This is a genomic window from Vibrio sp. J383, from assembly GCF_023503985.1.
In the GTDB taxonomy this organism is placed as follows: Bacteria; Pseudomonadota; Gammaproteobacteria; order Enterobacterales; family Vibrionaceae; genus Vibrio; species Vibrio splendidus.
Window position 1 is genome coordinate 196,789 of sequence record NZ_CP097293.1, and the last position, 16,103, is coordinate 212,891.

Consider the following 16,103-nt stretch of genomic DNA (forward strand, 5'->3'; position numbering starts at 1 on the left):
GCTTATGAGTCAAACAGTGTCACCCCCGCTTTATGCTGCAATCGACCTCGGGTCGAACAGTTTTCATATGCTCGTTGTGCGTCACATCGATGGCAGCGTACAAACTATGGCCAAGATTAAGCGTAAAGTGCGTTTAGCAGCAGGCTTAAATGAAAATAATGCGCTTAGTACAGAAGCTATGCAGCGCGGTTGGGACTGTTTGAGTCTCTTTGCAGAGCGACTGCAAGATATTCCGAAAGAAAATATCCGCATTGTGGGTACAGCGACCCTACGTACCGCTATCAATGTGGATATATTTCTAGAGAAAGCGAACCAGATCCTTGGTTACGACATCAATGTTATCTCTGGTGAAGAAGAAGCTGCGACTATCTATAAAGGCGTAGCACACACTTCTGGTGGCAGCGGCCGCCGACTGGTCGTTGATATTGGTGGCGCAAGCACCGAAATGATCATAGGTGAAGGCTTCTCAGCGAAAGCACTAACTAGCCTGAAGATGGGCTGTGTTACCTGGCTTGAGCGCCACTTTAAAGATCGCCAATTAACCGCAACCAACTTTAACAATGCCATTGAAGCGGCTAAGTCTACGTTGGCTCCTATTCTAGATAGCTACACTGATATCGGATGGGACGTGTGTGTTGGCGCCAGTGGTACCGTTCAAGCACTGCAAGAAATCATGTTGGCGCAAGGCATGGATGAAGTCATTACTCATGCCAAACTTAAGCGTCTACAGAAACAAGCCATGATTACCGAGCGCTTGGAAGAGCTAGAAATAGAAGGATTGACCCTAGAGCGTGCATTAGTGTTCCCAAGTGGCCTTTCTATTCTTATCGCTATTTTTGAGCTACTTGAAATTGATTCAATGACACTCGCAGGCGGTGCACTCCGTGAAGGCCTAGCCTACGAGATGGTGGATGAACTTCGCCAAGAAGATATTCGTGCGCGTACCGTCAAGAGCGTGCAATCACGCTATCAAATGGACGTAAGCTACGGTGAACAAGTTGCTGTCGTCGCACAAACTCTGTTAGAGCAAGCAGGCGCCGAAACATGGGTTTCAGAACCACAAGCTGGCGTGCTATTGCAAACCGCAGCTAAGCTTCATGAGATTGGTTTAACCATCGATTTCAAAAAAGGTGGCGAGCACAGCGCTTACCTACTGCAGAACTTAGACCTGCCTGGCTTTACTCGAGCGCAAAAGCACTACTTGGGTGAGTTAACACGTCGCTACCGTGAACAGTTAACCTCATTGCCAGAGCAACATGCAATCTCAGGCACCAGCAGCAAGCGTATTTTACGAATTCTGCGTTTAGCTATTTTGCTGACCCACCGTCGCAATCCAGCGCTAGAGCCTGAGTTTAAGCTTGCAACCGATGGTAACAACCTGACCTTAACGCTTTCTAAGCAATGGCTAGCAGACAACCCGCTGACCGCTGCTGAGCTAGAGATCGAGTCGAATAGACAAACCGATATTGGCTGGCCATTGAATATTGAATGCCTCTGATATTAATATCTGACGCTAGAAATTAAAAAAGCCCAAGTTAGTAGACTAACTTGGGCTTTTTCTTATCGCTGCATTAATGCTTTGCGTTACAAGTCTCAAACTTAAGCGTTAACACCTGTCGCTTTAAAGTCAGGGTTCACTGCGGTTAACTTCTTAACCACGTAATTAAGAAGCACACCGTACATAGGCACGAACAAACCTAAGCTAATGATGAGTTTGAATCCGTAATCAACCAACGCAATCTCAGTCCAGTGCTCAGCCATAAATGGATCTGGGCTTTGGTAGAAAGCAATCGCAAAGAACGCGATGGTATCAATGGCATTACCAAAAAGTGTCGAACACGTTGGCGCAACCCACCATTGCTTCATTTGGCGTAAGCGGTTGAACACATGCACATCCAAGATCTGACCGAGCAAATAAGCCATGAAGCTTGCCGCTGCGATACGTGCAACAAACAAGTTGAACTCGCCTAGTTGGCTAAAGCCTTGGAAGGAACCTTCAAAGAATACCACAGACAATAAATAAGAAACGGCCAGTGCAGGCAACATCACTAAGAAAATGATTTTACGAGCAAGCTGCGCACCAAAAATGCGTACTGTGAGATCGGTCGCTAGGAAGATAAACGGGAAAGTGAAAGCACCCCAAGTGGTGTGCATACCGAAGACGGTAAAAGGTAGCTGAACCAAATAGTTGCTTGACGCAATAATCACCAAATGGAACAAAACTAATAGTGCTAGGGCTTTGCGCTGTTGCGCAGGGGTAAAGTTACTCATGCTGTACCTTTTTAGTTTGGTTTGGGGGTGAGGGAACCCAAATCGAGTCATTTCTTCGAATAAACTAAGAAAGCTCTTACCAATAATGTGAATTAAAAATGTTTCTATAATTTGCTCTATTGAGCGGCGGGCGATTATACATTAATCAATACTGGCTGCAACGGTGAGAACAAACGCAAACGTTTATCCTCACTTTTATTGATGAATGACGCTAGAAGCTATGTTTTTAAAAGCTATGCTAAACGTTAGAAACCACGCTTGAAGTTAGAAACCATGCCAAAAGTTAGAAACCATGCCAAAAGTTAGAAGCCGCGCTTGAAAAGCGTCGCGAGATAATCGAACTCTTCTCGGCTTTCTTCAGCGTTTAACGACTCAAACCAAATTGATTCACTGTAATGCTCAGACTTTAAAAACATTCGACAATCTTCAAAATCAATCAACCAAGAGTGCATATCGGCGTCCCATTGTTTTTCAACAACAGACGCGGACAGCAATGCCACCAGCTTTTTACCTAACACTTCGTAAGAATCAAAGTCAAAACTTGGAGACGTAATCAATAAACGTCCTTCCTCAGCCAAATACTCTCTTAAGCCAAATTCTGTTGGTGTTGTCATGTCCCTATCAACCTTATTCTCTTTCTATGAACTAACCGTTCTTATAAGCTAAACGCTTCTGAAAACTAGCAATCAGCCAATTAGCCGTGTGTGGTGATGTGTTCTTGAATCAAATCTAAAAATGGATCAGCGTACTTATCGAGTTTGCGTTGACCGACACCATTCACTGCCAGCATCTCGCCATAAGATGTGGGTAGGATTTCAGCCATATCAATCAGCGTCGCGTCACTGAATACCACATAAGGTGGTAAGCCATCTTCATCTGCAATCGACTTACGCAGCTTTCGCAGTTTCGCAAACAGCTTCTTATCGTAGTTCTTACTGCTCAGTTTATCGGACTTCGCATTACGCACCGCGGTATCTAAACGAGGTACAGCCAACTCCAAAGACATCTCACCACGCAGTAACGGACGTGCTTCTTCGGTTAACTGTAACGTCGAGTTACGAGTGATGTTCTGGAACAACAAGCCCTTGTGAATCAGCTGACGGAAGATACTGATCCAGTAATCGTGGCTATGGTCACGGCCAATACCGTAGGTAGACAGTTTATCGTGGCCATTATCACGGACACGAATATTCTGCATACCACGCATCACTTCGACCACGTAGCCCATACCAAACGACTGATTGACACGGTACACACAAGACAATGCCTTCTGCGCTTCTTTAGTCGCATCAAAATGCTTAGGTGGATCGAGGCAGATATCGCAGTTGCCACATTGCTTCTCGCGATATTCGCCAAAATAGTTCAATAGAACCTGACGACGACAGGTTTGCGCTTCGGCAAAGGCACTCATCGCGTTCAGCTTGTGCATCTCAACTTGTTTCTGTGGGCCTTCTTCTTTCTCATCCAGCATGCGACGCAGCCAACCCATATCAGCCGGGTCAAACAGCATCATCGCTTCAGCAGGTAAGCCATCACGACCCGCACGGCCAGTCTCTTGATAGTAAGATTCGATATTGCGTGGAATATCAAAGTGCACCACAAAGCGCACGTTGGGTTTATTGATACCCATACCAAACGCCACAGTCGCTACCACGATCTGAATATCATCACGTTGGAAAGCTTCTTGAACGTAAGCACGTTCGTCGGTATCCATGCCAGCATGGTAACCCGCAGCGCGAATACCGTTATTGCACAGCTTCTCGGTCACCATCTCCACTTTCTTACGGCTACCACAGTAGATGATACCGCAATTGCCTTTCTGTGTTTCTAGGTAGCGAACCACCTGTGACACAGGCTTGTGCTTCTCAACCAAGTTGTAACGAATATTAGGGCGATCGAAGCTGCCTAAATGCGTATGCGGATCCACCAACTGCAAACGCGAGATAATATCTTTGCGCGTCGCATCATCAGCGGTTGCCGTTAGCGCCATATAAGGCACATGCGGAAAATACTGTTTAAGCTGGCCTAGCGAAGCATATTCAGGTCGGAAATCGTGTCCCCACTGAGAGATACAGTGCGCTTCATCGACCGCAATCATCGAAAGCGGTAAGCCTTGTAGACGCTCGATAAAGTCACGCATCAACACGCGCTCTGGCGAGACATACACCATTTTCAACTGACCTGAGTTCATACGATTAAAGACCGAGATCAGATTCTCACGCGGCATCGACGAGTTAATGCACTCTGCCGCGACGCCGTTAGCTTTCAGCTGATCAACCTGGTCTTTCATCAACGAAATCAGCGGTGAGATAACCAGAGTCAGCCCTTCACGAACCAAAGCCGGGATTTGGTAACACAGAGATTTACCGCCACCGGTTGGCATAATCACCAAGCTGTCTTTGCCCTCAACGGCCAAATCAATGACCTCTTGCTGACCATCGCGAAAGCTTTGATAGCCGAACACATCTTGCAAGATGGTTTGCGCATCATTCGCGGGAGTTGGTATTTGCTCAGCAATCAGAGTGGCGGTCATTGTGGTTCCTAATCGAGGTATGAAATCAGCAAGCATCTTCGGCAAGCAAGTCGCACATTGTAGAGGGGAACGCTGGCGAATTAAACCGCAAATTGTTAGGTGAAAAGGGTTATCGCTCCTATACTGACCAACTCTCTTATAAATCTTATTAATAAGCACTCAGTGCTAGAGAAAGATGCATGACACAGGAAGAACAACAACGTACGCGCCAGGGAGTTTTGCTTGCCGTCGGCGCCTACACCATGTGGGGGATCGCCCCTATATATTTCAAATCTTTAAGTGATGTTTCCCCGTTAGAGATCCTTAGCCACCGTGTAGTATGGTCCTTTTTCCTACTCGCTTTCTTACTGCACATTGGCCGCAGCTGGCGTAAAGTCCGCGACACCCTGACCTCGAAACCAAAAATGCTCTATTTGGTGGCGACGTCTATTTTGGTGGGCGCTAACTGGCTTATTTTTATTTGGGCGGTGAATTCCAATCACATGCTTGATGCCAGCTTGGGGTATTACATCAACCCACTGATTAACGTGTTGCTCGGGATGCTCTTCCTCGGCGAACGCTTACGTAAGTTGCAATGGTTTGCAGTGGCTCTTGCTGCGATTGGCGTATTAATCCAATTAATTGCCTTCGGTTCAGTGCCGATCGTCGCCATTGCCCTAGCCTTTAGCTTCGGTTTTTATGGCTTACTGCGTAAAAAGGTGAGCTTAGAAGCGCAAACCGGTTTGTTCATTGAGACTCTGGTTATGTTACCTCTCGCAGCAACCTACCTACTGTTTATTGCTGATAGCCCAACCTCGGACTTCTCAATGAACCTGATGCAACTCAATCTATTACTGGTTGCTGCTGGTGTTATTACCACCATTCCACTGCTGTGCTTTACTGGCGCTGCAACACGCTTGAAGCTATCGACCCTCGGCTTCTTCCAGTACATTGGACCAAGCTTAATGTTCTTGTTAGCGGTGCTGATTTATGGCGAAGCGTTTACCAGTGACAAAGCGATTACCTTCGCCTTTATTTGGGGAGCGTTGGTGATATTCAGCTTTGACGGTCTGCGTAACAACAGAAAGAACAAACGCGCTAAGCAGTAACACTGATCGTTTTTTACAAGACAATCCCTTAATACGAAGATAAGCTTGGTTGAATTGATGACTATTTGACCAAGCTTTTTTGTACCATGGATAAAGTCCACTATTACTCTACCCCAACAGAAGATATCAGCCTGATCCAAGCTCAATACCAAGAGTTTGCTTTTCAGCGCCACTATCATTTGGACTTTCACATTGGTTTAATTACCCAAGGACAGCAGAAATTCGTCTATAAAGGGACGAGCCATAATGTTGGTGCAGGCCAAGTTGTTATCATGCCACCCGATGAGCTGCATGATGGGCACTCCAAACTCGATTCGGGTTATCAAGTCAGTGTGTTTGCAGTTTCTCCCCAATGGTTTCAAGATCTTGCCGATCCCAAGAAGAATGGTCACACATTAGGCTTTTCTGAGTTGATCCTCTCCGATCAAGCTGCATTTTCACAATTACGCAACTTACACGGCCTACTAATCCATCAAAACATCAGCCAGCTCGCTCAAGATTGCTTACCTTTCGAAGGGTTCTCGACGATTGTCGATCGTTATGCGAAATTTGGATCGAAAAGCGACATCAAACTGGGTAATCAATCGATTGATACGCTAAAAGACTATTTGATGGCGAATTTGGATCAACCAGTGCGATTAGAACAACTGTCTAAATTGTGTGGTTTAACCACGACTCAATTCCAACGTCATTTTAAAAACAAAATGGGCATTACGCCTTATGCATGGCTGAGCCGTTTACGCATGGAACAAAGCATGCGCCTGATTAAGTCTGGGATATGTGGTACTAAGGTTGCGCACCAAGTAGGCTTCTATGATCAGGCACACTTCTCTAAGGCTTTCAAAACCACGTTCGGCGTACCACCCTCACAAATCAACTAAGTGTTGATAATTTACAATTGCTCGATTTCAAATCACGGTAAGCTACGCTCAATACGATTACTTATTTAAAAATAGCGGTAACGTTATTGAGAACTGATGATGAACGAAGTCACCATACTGATCACCCTAGCCTCTATCCACTTCATCGCTTTGATGAGCCCCGGCCCTGACTTTGCGTTAGTCGTGCAAAATGCGACGCGTCACGGACGCCAGACAGGCTTGTACATTGCGCTTGGCTTATCTTGCGGGATCTTGCTGCACTCATTACTGAGCCTGACGGGAATCAGTTACCTAGTCCACCAGCAACCCACACTATTTGCCATTATCCAATTGGCCGGCGGTAGCTACTTACTGTACTTAGGTTACGGTGCACTTAAAGCAACCTGGCAAATCATTCAGAACCACGATGATGACGCCGATACCGTCAATTCTAAAGATCTGATTCTGACCAACAAGCGAGATGCATTTTCTAAAGGGTTTATGACCAACATTCTCAACCCAAAGGCTTTGGTGTTCTTTATTAGTTTAATGTCGAGCTTAGTCCCTGCAGATATGTCGCTGTCAGGCAAAGGCTTTGCTCTGATCATCCTATTTGGCCTCTCACTGTTTTGGTTCTCACTGCTGGCGTGGATGCTTTCAACCAAAACACTGCAGAAGAAACTCAGCGAAGCGACCGTTTACATCGATGGCTTGTGTGGCGTGTTATTCAGCCTTATTGGCGCGAGTATTCTTTGGCAGTCACTGTCCGGTTTAATCGCTTAAATTCGAATCAAGATTACAATTCGTTAACAACGCTCTGGCTATCTCATCTTTCCACTGCCAATCTAGCTCTGCATATTAAAAGGAGAAGATCATGCAGTGGAAAACAAAACTAACAACCCTCGCCACTTCTACCCTACTTTTTGCCTCTCACGTCAGTTGGGCAAATCAAGCTGCCGATTCCGTCGCACCCGAACAAAGTAGTGGTTTAGAAACCAAACAGCTCATTAAAGCCAACGATTGGATGGTCACCGCGGCCAACCCTCTTGCCACACAAGTCGGTGCTGATGTACTTGCTCGTGGTGGTAACGCGATTGACGCCATGGTTGCTGTGCAGCTTATGCTTGGCTTAGTGGAACCTCAGTCTTCAGGTATTGGTGGCGGCGCGTTCCTTGTTTATTTTGATGGCAAGGACAAGCAACTCAAAACCTACGATGGCCGTGAAACTGCACCACTTGATGCCACACCACGTCTATTCCAAGACGAAAGCGGCCAACCGCTTAAATTCTATGATGCCGTGGTTGGCGGTCGCTCCGTTGGCACGCCAGGCACGGTGCAATTACTGTGGGACACTCACCAGAAATACGGCAAGCTCGAATGGGCATCACTGATTAAACCTATCGCTCAGCTGGCTGAAGAAGGTTTTACTATTAGTCCACGTTTAGCCACCTTGATTGAAAATGACCAACAGCGACTAAGCCGCTTTGCCACTACCAAAGCCTACTTCTTCAATGCCGATGGCAGCCCGAAAACAGCTGGCACGCAACTTAAGAACCCAGAGTACGCGGCAACGTTAAACGCTATTTCTAAGAACGGTGCTAAGGCCTTTTACCAAGGTGAGATCTCTGCCGACATCATCAATACCGTGCAAACAGCGAAAGGTAACCCAGGCGTATTAGCACAGAAAGACTTCGACGCTTATTCGATCAAGCAGCGCGAGCCGGTTTGTTCTGCTTATGAGAGCTACCAAGTGTGCGGAATGGGTCCACCAAGTTCAGGTGCATTAACGGTTGGGCAGATCTTAGCGATGACCGAGCAGTTTGATCTTAAATCATGGGGACCAAACGACGCGAAATCTTGGCAAGTGTTAGCAGACGCTTCTCGCCTAGCCTTTGCAGACCGTGGTATGTACATGGCGGATCAAGATTATGTGCCGATGCCAACCCAAGGGTTAGTGAATACTGACTATTTGCAAGAACGTGCTCAGTTAATTACCGCAGGTAAGGCATTGGCAAGCGCATCTTCAGGCACACCGCCGTGGGATCACGCGATGCAGAGAAGCCAAGATGTTTCTATTGAATTACCGTCCACCAGCCACTTCAATATTGTAGATAGCGATGGCAATGTCGTGTCGATGACCACCACCATTGAGAATGCCTTTGGCTCACGCTTGATGGTAAGAGGCTTCCTACTCAACAACGAACTGACGGATTTCTCATTCAAGACCCATAACGATGGTAAGCCTATCGCCAACCGACTTGAACCGGGTAAGCGTCCGCGCTCTTCAATGGCACCGACCATCATCATGCAAGACGATAAACCTTACATGGCAATTGGCTCTCCGGGCGGCAGCCGTATCATAGGTTATGTGGCACAAGCGATCATTGCTCATACCCAATGGGACATGGATATTCAGCAAGCCATCAATCAACCACACTTCCTAAACCGCTTCGGTACCTTAGATTTAGAAAAAGGAACATCAGCGGAAAACTTCAAACCTGAGCTAGAAAAGATGGGATTTGAGGTCAACGTTCGCGATCTTAACTCTGGTTTACACGCGATACGCATCACAAAAGATGGTTTAGAAGGCGCTGCAGACCCTCGTCGTGAAGGTGCAGCCATTGGTCAGTAGGGAATAATCCTCCCTTTTTACTCGCGGCCTTGTGCGAGATCTCTCACAAGGCAGTGAGTAAATATCGATATTTGATGGCGAAATTAGTCACCTAGATATCGTAACCAATTGAAATAAAAAGATACGTACATTTATCATTCAAATAATTATATAGAAATTCGCTTATGCACCATTGCTGATAAATAAGGAATCGGTAATATGAATGGTGTCGGAAGGATGCTGACACGGAACAGGAAACGCCAAGGACTTGGTTATCTTCAGGATGAAGATTCGATTACTCAGGATGAATAATCGGCATGGATAGCGAAATGGACATTGAATGGACGCAATAGTAACTAGGATGGTTGCTACTAAGGAAAGACAATGGACACCTCTGGACGAGGAAAGGACTGAACATCAGGATGATGTAAAGGACACCGCTCAAGGAACAAGTGACGCGCGCTAACGAGGATTGTTGGCAGATCAGGATAAGATCAAGGACACCGCTAGGAAGGCGACGAAAGGAATACGCTGAAGGATAACAGCACACTATCATGGATTTGATGCATGGAGCACACTTAGTAGCCGGATTGCTGCGAGTAAGACTATAGACCCCGATGAGCGCAAGCTCTCGGGGTTTTTCTTTATCTGTCGTTTCACTTATTCTTCTCTCAAACAAATAAATCAAAGACCTTTAATTACAATTCTGACATTTAAAGCATTCACTTCTTAACCACTTCCGAGTAACGTAAGTCTTACTAGGCTCAACTAGTTTCATAACCATAATTAAACTAAGGACAAATTCATGTCACACGTTACCTTCAAAGGCGCTGCTGTACCACTAACAGGCACATTCCCACAAACTGGCGAACAAGCACCAAGCTTTGCACTGACTGCAGGCGACCTTTCTGAACTGACTCTTGCTTCTCTTGAAGGCAAGAAAGTGGTTCTAAACATCTTCCCAAGCATCGACACAGCAACTTGTGCAACGAGCGTACGTACGTTCAACGCAAAAGCAGCAGAACTTGAGAACACGGTTGTTGTTTGTATTTCTGCTGACCTTCCATTTGCTGCGGGTCGCTTCTGCGAACTTGAAGGTATTGAAGGCGTTCAACACGCTTCAACTTTCCGTTCTCCTGCGTTTGCATCAGATTACGGCGTAGCGATCGCTGAAGGCCCACTATCAGGCCTAACAACACGTGCGGTTGTCGTTGTTGATGAAAAAGGTGTGGTAACACACAGCGAGTTGGTTGCTGAGATCACTGAAGAACCAAACTACGAAGCGGCACTTGCAGCACTGTAAGTATCCTTTCTAGGCAGGAATGCCTTAAGCTCGATTCAGCCTATTTAGACTGGTTCCGAGCAATAAAAAGAGCAGCCATTGGCTGCTCTTTCTGTTTTTATACGGATTACTTTTCAATGCTGAAGTAGCAGATTACAACTGTTCTAAACGAGCATAAGCCGTTACTAACCACTTGATGCCTTCACCGTTAAACGCGACTTGAACTCGGCTCTGCGGGCCACTTCCCTCGAAGTTGATGATGGTGCCTTCACCAAACTTAGGGTGCTTAACGCGAGAACCCAAACTAAATCCTGTTTCGTTAAAGTTCTCTTTCACGGCGGTTTGGCTAAAGCGGCCACTGCTAGCAGGACGGCTCACTTGCGCTTTCATACGAACCTCATCCAGACAGGTTTCTGGTAGTTCACGAATAAAGCGTGACGGTTTGTGGTACTTGTCTTGCCCGTACAAGCGACGCATCTCTGCGTAAGTGATGTAAAGCTTCTCCATCGCACGCGTCATGCCTACGTAACACAGGCGACGCTCTTCTTCTAAGCGCCCTGCTTCTTCTGCTGACATCTGGCTTGGGAACATACCTTCTTCCACGCCCACCATGAATACCATTGGGAACTCTAGGCCTTTGGCACTGTGCAGGGTCATGAGCTGAACCGCATCATCAAACTCATCAGCTTGGCCTTCACCCGCTTCCAAAGCCGCATGAGTTAAGAATGCTGTTAGCATGCTCATTTCATCCGCTTCTTCTGGTTTTTCAAACTGACGCGTTGCCGTTACTAATTCTTCCAAGTTCTCAATACGTGCCTTCGACTTCTCGCCCTTCTCTTGCTCGTACATCGCAAACAAGCCCGACGATTTGATCACGTGGTCGGTTTGCTCATGAAGCCTCAGTTCTATGGTGTCATCTTCAAGCGCATTGATAAGTTCAATAAAGCGGCTCAAAGCACCCGCAGCACGGCCTGGTAACACTTGTTCTTCTATCAGAGCAACACTGGCTTCCCACATGGTTGCACCACGATCACGCGCTGCAAGACGAATCGTTTCTAACGTTTTATCACCCAAACCACGAGTCGGCGTATTAACGACACGTTCGAATGCCGCATCATTGCTGCGGTTACTCATTAAACGCAGGTAGCTCAAAGCATCTCTGATTTCCTGACGCTCGAAGAATCGCATGCCACCGTAGATTCGGTAAGGCAGACCACCTTGGATAAGCGCTTCTTCAAGCACACGAGATTGGGCGTTATTACGATAAAGCATCGCGGTATCTTCTAACGCACCGCCTTTCTCTTGCCACTCTTTGATTTTGCTAACAGTGAAACGCGCTTCATCTAACTCGTTATAAGCTGAGTAAACTGAGATTGGCTCGCCATCGTTGCCATCAGTCCACAGCTCTTTACCCATACGCTCAGTGTTGTTCGAGATAAGCTCATTCGACGCCTGAAGAATGGTTTTGGTTGAACGATAGTTTTGTTCGAGTCGAACCGTTGAAGCACCTGGGAATTCATCCAAGAACTTCTGAATATTTTCAATTTTAGCACCACGCCAACCATAAATAGATTGGTCATCATCGCCTACGATCATCACGCGACAATCCGGGCCAGCCATCATGCGCAGCCAAGCGTACTGGATGTTGTTGGTATCTTGAAATTCGTCGACAAGAATGTGCTTGAAGCGAGCTTGGTAGTGCTCTCGGATGTGCTTCTTATCGCGTAATAGTTCATGCGATCGCAACAAGATTTCCGCAAAGTCGACCAAGCCAGCACGATCACATGCTTCTTGGTAAGCAGAGTAAATTTTTAGCCACGTTTGAGTTATTGGATCATGGTAGGCGTCGATGTGATTTGGGCGTAATCCCTCGTCTTTCTTGCCATTGATCCACCAAGAAGCTTGCTTGGCAGGCCACTGCTTTTCATCAAGGTTTTGCGCCTTGATTAAGCGACGCAGCAAACGAATCTGATCATCTGAATCAATGATCTGGAAGTCTTCTGGTAGTTTTGCATCTAGGTAGTGAGCACGAAGGATCCGGTGACAAATACCGTGGAAGGTGCCGTTCCACATGCCTGACGAGCTGCCCATCATCAACTCTTCAATACGACCACGCATCTCTGCTGCCGCTTTGTTGGTGAAGGTAACCGACATGATAGAGAATGGTGATGCTTGCTCTACGCTTTGCAGCCAAGCGATGCGATGCACCAACACTCGCGTTTTACCACTACCAGCACCTGCCAGAATAAGTAGGTTTTCTAAAGGTGCCGCGACCGCCTCACGTTGTTTGTCGTTTAGGCCATCGAGTAAAAGCGAAGGATCTATCATTGGACATGCTCACTACTGGGTATTTATACATAAAAGCTGATTATAACCTAAACACTAGGCTGCGTTTAGGATAATAAGAAGAAAAAATAATCAAAAAATAACATCATACAATCAGTAACTTAACAGCCAATACATCATTAATATTGATGTTTTTTAAAATGCAGTGAAATTATTTCCGAGTTCTTCCTATCCTTTTTAGTAAGCAAGTTAACAACTTATTAACCTGCGACATAAAAATACTATTAAGTCCTAGAGGGAATGACTATGAAAAATTCTAATCTTGCTGTTACAGCTGCAATCACAAGTGTACTAGCGTTCGGCGGTGCAGTTCTTACATCAGCACCTGCGGAAGCAGCAGCAAAAGAGAAATGCTACGGCGTGGCAAAAGCTGGCCAAAATGATTGTGCTACCAAAACAAGTTCATGTGCGGGTACAGCCAAAGAAGACAACCAATCCGATGCATTCGTGGTCGTTCCTAAAGGACTATGTGGCAAATTATCAGGTGGTGACACTCAATCATCATAATTGAGCTGCTAAGTATGGTGAGCTGAGATTCGGCTCACCTCCACTTCCTATTAGGAGAACCGTTGTGACTGACACTCTTCATCCCAATGCAGGGGTTGGCCTTAGAACACCTCACTTGGACTTCTTTAGCCAAAATCCAACTTTAGTGAGTTGGTTAGAAGTTCACAGCGAGAACTACTTTTTAGCTCAATCACCGCAACGCCAACAACTCAGAGAAATACGTAACGCCCACAGCATAAGTTGTCACGGTGTTGGATTGTCTCTAGGTTCAGTTGATCGCATCAACCCCAATCACTTGCTGCAGTTGAAAGAACTCATCGATGACATCGAACCGTTCTTGGTTTCTGACCACCTAAGCTGGAGCCAAACTGGCGGTCATTACTTCAATGACTTATTACCGCTGCCTTATACCGAAGAGGCGTTAGAAGTCTTTTGCCGTAACGTATTAGAGGTTCAAGATAGCCTACAACGCCCTATGCTAATTGAGAACCCATCAAGCTACCTTGCCTTCAAGCATTCAACTATCCCAGAGTGGGAATTTTTGGCCGAGGTACAGAAGCGCACCGAGTGTCGACTATTACTTGATTTCAATAATATTTTTGTCTCATCTTTTAATCATGGCTTCAGCTGTGAAGAGTACTTAAGCGGAATTCCTGCAGACAAAGTGGAAGAGATTCACTTGGCAGGTTTTACCAAAAAGAAGCTTGAACAAGGTGAGATCTGGATAGACACCCACAGTAAACCAGTCTGTGATGAAGTATGGCAACTCTACACTGACTGGATAGCACAACATGGTTTGCGCCATACCTTAATAGAATGGGACTTAGATATTCCTGAGCCACCAATTTTATTGGCTGAAGCGGCCAAAGCCAGTGATATTTTGTATCAACACGACAAGTTTAACCAAAGGAGTCGCGCATCATGAGCCACTCTTTAGCTAATGTGCAATCGGAGTTTGCTAACGCCCTACGCTATCAAAACAATGGTGAGCACTGCGACATAGTGAGCGACCACTTTACCGATGAACAGCGCATACAGATCTACCGAAATAACTTTGTGATTAGCTTGAGCGAAGTACTGGCAGCAACCTACCCACTCACTGAAATGCTGGTTGGTGAAGAGTGCTTCCAACAAATGGCTCGTCAACATGTCTTAAGTTATCCATCAACCTCTGGTGATGTCAGTGGTTACGGTGAACACTTTGAACAAACTATCCAAGCCTTTCCTGCGGTTATCGAGGCTGCACCTTATCTCGGTGAAGTAGCTTTGTATGAATGGCAAAAAGATAGCTTGGTGAGATGCGTTTCAGAATCACATGTCGACCAACGTCCTCTTTCTCGTTTAGCTGATGTACCACAAGAACAACAAGGCGCTTTAGTCTTTCATCTCAAAGATTCAATAACTCTAGTTAATTCTAGCTATACGATTATCGCGCTTGAGCAGGCTATCTACCAGCAACAACTCGATGGGTTAGACATCAAGCAACCTGAATTTGGGGTGTTAATCCGAGCGGAAAATTCACAGGTTGAGAGCCATCGTTTGACGCAAGAAAGCCACCAACTATTAACTGAATTGCAATCGGGTCAAACGCTCTCAGCGATAGACCCTTTACTACTACAACATCTGAATACTGTCATGGCACTTAACGTCATCTCAGGCTTTTCAATCAATGCCGAATTGGAGACATAATATGGATAACAACACAGTCACGAACATGATGGCTCAATACGACAGTTTGATTGAGAAATCACAGGCACTTTTTGTTCCCGTACTACTTCTGTTTTGTCGCCTATGGGTGGCATGGGTCTTCTTTAATTCAGGACTCACCAAAATAGCCACTTGGGATAGCACCCTTTACTTGTTTGAATTGGAATACCAAGTGCCTCTTTTGCCTTGGGAATTGGCCGCTTACATGGGTACCGCAGCTGAATTGATTCTGCCGGTATTCTTAGCGCTTGGCTTGTTAACCCGACCAATGGCTGCAGTGCTGTTCGTTTTCAATATCATGGCCGTCGTGTCATACCCTGTATTGTGGGCACAAGGCTTCTATGATCATCAGCTTTGGGGATTAATGATTCTTATCGTCGTGGTATGGGGAGCTGGACCATTTTCACTTGATAGAATCTTAAAAGCGCAATTCAAAAGCTAAACCTCTTTTCCATGGTCTCTAAATTTACATAGGTCCAAAACGCAAAAAACCACTCAATTGAGTGGTTTCTTTTTATCTGGAATAAACTACTTGTTTAGAAAAGCTTGTAGCTCTTCAGCAGAGATACCTTGCTCGGCTAGCTCTTTTGCTAGTAGCTGAACTTGTTCACCTTTACGAGATTCAACCACGCGTTGAAATTGGTAAATGATATCTCGCAAAGTATCAATTGGAACTTGTTTTGCCGCACTGCGAATACGCTCTTCACTTTGGTTTCCTAGCTCTTTAAGCAATTTACCAAACATGACCTTTTCAGGTGCATCTTCCATTTGTTCTAAGATGCGCGCCATTTCGTAGGTTGTTAATGACATTACAGTATTTTCCGTTGGGGACTAACGTTTCAATGAGTGACAAATATACCATGTTTTAACGTTTCGCAAACCGCCATTTGTATATTTT

At 45.8% G+C, this 16,103-nt stretch carries 15 protein-coding genes; 10 read left to right on the forward strand and 5 right to left on the reverse strand.

Annotated features, from left to right (window positions below; all coding sequences use genetic code 11):
- Positions 1–4 precede the first annotated feature (4 nt).
- Entirely contained in the window at positions 5–1,498 is a 1,494-nt protein-coding gene (gppA, locus tag M4S28_RS00910; RefSeq protein ID WP_017077765.1) for a guanosine-5'-triphosphate,3'-diphosphate diphosphatase, read from the forward strand.
- A gap of 101 nt (positions 1,499–1,599) precedes the next feature.
- Here gppA and M4S28_RS00915 read toward each other — a convergent pair whose 3' ends face one another.
- The 3 genes from M4S28_RS00915 to recQ all read right to left on the reverse strand — a co-directional run bounded on the left by M4S28_RS00915 (position 1,600) and on the right by recQ (position 4,804).
- Positions 1,600–2,271 carry a 7-cyano-7-deazaguanine/7-aminomethyl-7-deazaguanine transporter gene (locus tag M4S28_RS00915; RefSeq protein ID WP_004736638.1) on the reverse strand — a complete coding sequence of 224 codons (672 nt, stop codon included), beginning with the start codon at positions 2,269–2,271 and terminating at the stop codon, positions 1,600–1,602.
- 302 nt (positions 2,272–2,573) lie between these two features.
- Positions 2,574–2,885 carry a DUF3630 family protein gene (locus tag M4S28_RS00920; protein ID WP_249632147.1) on the reverse strand — a complete coding sequence of 104 codons (312 nt, stop codon included), beginning with the start codon at positions 2,883–2,885 and terminating at the stop codon, positions 2,574–2,576.
- Between the two features lie 80 nt (positions 2,886–2,965).
- Entirely contained in the window at positions 2,966–4,804 is a 1,839-nt protein-coding gene (gene recQ / locus M4S28_RS00925) for an ATP-dependent DNA helicase RecQ (RefSeq protein WP_004736641.1), read from the reverse strand.
- A 179-nt stretch (positions 4,805–4,983) separates the two neighbouring features.
- Here recQ and rarD point away from each other — a divergent pair, with 179 nt between their 5' ends.
- The 5 genes from rarD (at position 4,984) to tpx (ending at position 10,666) form a co-directional block, all read left to right on the forward strand.
- On the forward strand, positions 4,984–5,892 hold the full coding sequence (gene rarD / locus M4S28_RS00930; protein WP_249632148.1) for an EamA family transporter RarD: 909 nt from the start codon (positions 4,984–4,986) through the stop codon (positions 5,890–5,892).
- Between the two features lie 86 nt (positions 5,893–5,978).
- Positions 5,979–6,773: a helix-turn-helix transcriptional regulator gene (locus tag M4S28_RS00935; RefSeq protein WP_249632149.1), complete on the forward strand. Its 795-nt coding sequence runs from the start codon at positions 5,979–5,981 to the stop codon at positions 6,771–6,773.
- Between the two features lie 99 nt (positions 6,774–6,872).
- On the forward strand, positions 6,873–7,535 hold the full coding sequence (locus M4S28_RS00940) for a LysE family translocator (protein ID WP_012605065.1): 663 nt from the start codon (positions 6,873–6,875) through the stop codon (positions 7,533–7,535).
- Positions 7,536–7,626: 91 nt separating this feature from the next.
- Positions 7,627–9,384, forward strand: a complete 1,758-nt coding sequence (gene ggt / locus M4S28_RS00945; protein ID WP_249632150.1) for a gamma-glutamyltransferase — start codon at positions 7,627–7,629, stop codon at positions 9,382–9,384.
- Between the two features lie 784 nt (positions 9,385–10,168).
- Complete coding sequence (gene tpx / locus M4S28_RS00950; RefSeq protein ID WP_050635162.1) at positions 10,169–10,666, forward strand: thiol peroxidase; 498 nt, start codon at positions 10,169–10,171, stop codon at positions 10,664–10,666.
- Positions 10,667–10,798: 132 nt separating this feature from the next.
- Here the strand turns inward: tpx and uvrD are convergent, their stop codons facing one another.
- Positions 10,799–12,973, reverse strand: coding sequence for a DNA helicase II (gene uvrD / locus M4S28_RS00955; RefSeq protein WP_016792508.1), 2,175 nt, complete (start codon positions 12,971–12,973; stop codon positions 10,799–10,801).
- Between the two features lie 264 nt (positions 12,974–13,237).
- Between uvrD and M4S28_RS00960 the strand changes: the two genes are divergently transcribed.
- The 4 genes from M4S28_RS00960 to M4S28_RS00975 all read left to right on the forward strand — a co-directional run bounded on the left by M4S28_RS00960 (position 13,238) and on the right by M4S28_RS00975 (position 15,647).
- Complete coding sequence (locus tag M4S28_RS00960) at positions 13,238–13,498, forward strand: BufA1 family periplasmic bufferin-type metallophore (protein ID WP_016783738.1); 261 nt, start codon at positions 13,238–13,240, stop codon at positions 13,496–13,498.
- 64 nt (positions 13,499–13,562) lie between these two features.
- Positions 13,563–14,423, forward strand: a complete 861-nt coding sequence (gene bufB, locus M4S28_RS00965) for an MNIO family bufferin maturase (protein ID WP_249632151.1) — start codon at positions 13,563–13,565, stop codon at positions 14,421–14,423.
- A complete protein-coding gene (locus tag M4S28_RS00970; RefSeq protein WP_102456859.1) occupies positions 14,420–15,187 on the forward strand; it encodes an HvfC/BufC N-terminal domain-containing protein in 768 nt (255 codons plus the stop codon). The genes bufB and M4S28_RS00970 overlap by 4 nt, the downstream gene beginning before the upstream one ends.
- Before the next feature lies 1 nt (position 15,188).
- On the forward strand, positions 15,189–15,647 hold the full coding sequence (locus M4S28_RS00975) for a DoxX family protein (protein WP_017085662.1): 459 nt from the start codon (positions 15,189–15,191) through the stop codon (positions 15,645–15,647).
- An 86-nt stretch (positions 15,648–15,733) separates the two neighbouring features.
- Here the strand turns inward: M4S28_RS00975 and tsrA are convergent, their stop codons facing one another.
- A complete protein-coding gene (gene tsrA, locus M4S28_RS00980; protein ID WP_004736654.1) occupies positions 15,734–16,015 on the reverse strand; it encodes an H-NS-like global regulator TsrA in 282 nt (93 codons plus the stop codon).
- Positions 16,016–16,103 lie beyond the last annotated feature (88 nt).